The following is a 1,291-nucleotide window of genomic DNA, read 5'->3' on the forward strand; positions in this document are numbered from 1 at the left end:
CCTTGTTGTAAACCTTTTTTCTCACCAATTTCTAACACCTCTTGATAAAACCGGGTTTGAGTAATATCAGCCTCTTTGAGATTAAGCATTTTTTGAATCTCCTCTAGGGTTAGTTGTGTAAATTTGTTGACTAGTATGGACTCTACTAAATCTAATTTTAGCTGAAATTCTGCTTCTGTGCTGACACTGTTTAAAATTTTCCTAGCTGCTAATCCTGCTTGGTCTTTAGGCGTTACTATTAATCTTAGTAGAGCTAAATTAGGACTTAAATTATCTTGATGTAATAAATCTTCTAGATATAACCTTTCTACTTGACTATTCAGTAAGTTTCTGTGTGGAAGTTCTGAACCTAATTCCAAACGTTTATTCAGTAAAATTAGTAATCCGCGCCAATTTTCGCTAATTTCATATTGGTCAATATAGCTAAATATTCCCCGAAAATAGCGATTATAAAATTTTGTATCTCGCTGCATTTGTGCTTCGAGAAATATTAGCGGTACATCAGAATTATTACTAATCGGTGTTAATAACCCATCTAACCTAGTTTCTTTTTCTTTGAGTACAGGTGCGCTATACTCAAATTCACAATCACTAGGAATACCAGGAATTAATTCTGCTATTAAATCTGGTTGATTTAAGAAAATTCTGTAAAATAATTTATCTGTTTTCATTTATATAACTAATTTTCACAATATTTTTTTAACTAAGCAGGTTCATAATTCCTTTAAATCTATACTAGAGGTTATTTTTTTACAAAATATAGTGTTGATTTTCCCGCACCATTGCGCCCAATAATCCCAACTCTATCACCTTGTTTAATATCAAAAGATACATCCTTTAAAGCCCAAAATTCCTCAAAAGCAGGATTTTCATTCTTAGATTGAGGATTAATTAAACTACCAAGAGATTTAACTTTAGAGACTTCCAAGAAATAAATTATCCTAAGAAACGAACCACAGAGGCACAGAGTACACAGAGAGAGAATTTCTGCATCAGTTTTGGGACATTTTTTTATTTGGAAGTCTCTTATTAGTAATTACATCTCGCAAGGAAGTATAACGTTCCTGCTGCTGATGGCCAATAATATATTTTTTACCTAGATTTTCAACGCGAATAACTGTATCTGACATAATTTATTAGTAATATTCTTTTTATGATGGCAACCATTCAGGATTGAGGATTTCTGTTAAAGAATAAACACAATTTTCAGGGAAGATTGCTGGAGATAGTTCAGATTTACGAATAGCATTGTTTCTAGCTTTAATGTAGATCTTATCTAGGATTTTTGCAC

2 protein-coding genes and 1 pseudogene are annotated in these 1,291 nt (G+C 31.9%); all 3 read right to left on the reverse strand.

The annotated features are described in order from the left end of the window. Positions 1-671 (reverse strand): DUF2887 domain-containing protein (locus IQ226_RS24745; protein WP_193899777.1); only part of this gene is annotated, 671 nt, incomplete at its 3' end. A gap of 89 nt (positions 672-760) precedes the next feature. Next, a pseudogene (locus tag IQ226_RS25525) lies at positions 761-913 on the reverse strand (ATP-binding cassette domain-containing protein); the annotation flags it as partial. A gap of 238 nt (positions 914-1,151) precedes the next feature. Continuing rightward, positions 1,152-1,283 carry a DUF29 family protein gene (locus tag IQ226_RS24755; protein WP_370567235.1) on the reverse strand — a complete coding sequence of 44 codons (132 nt, stop codon included), beginning with the start codon at positions 1,281-1,283 and terminating at the stop codon, positions 1,152-1,154. Positions 1,284-1,291: the final 8 nt, after the last annotated feature.

The sequence above is a fragment of the Dolichospermum sp. LEGE 00240 genome (assembly GCF_015207875.1).
Taxonomy (GTDB): domain Bacteria; phylum Cyanobacteriota; class Cyanobacteriia; order Cyanobacteriales; family Nostocaceae; genus Dolichospermum; species Dolichospermum gracile.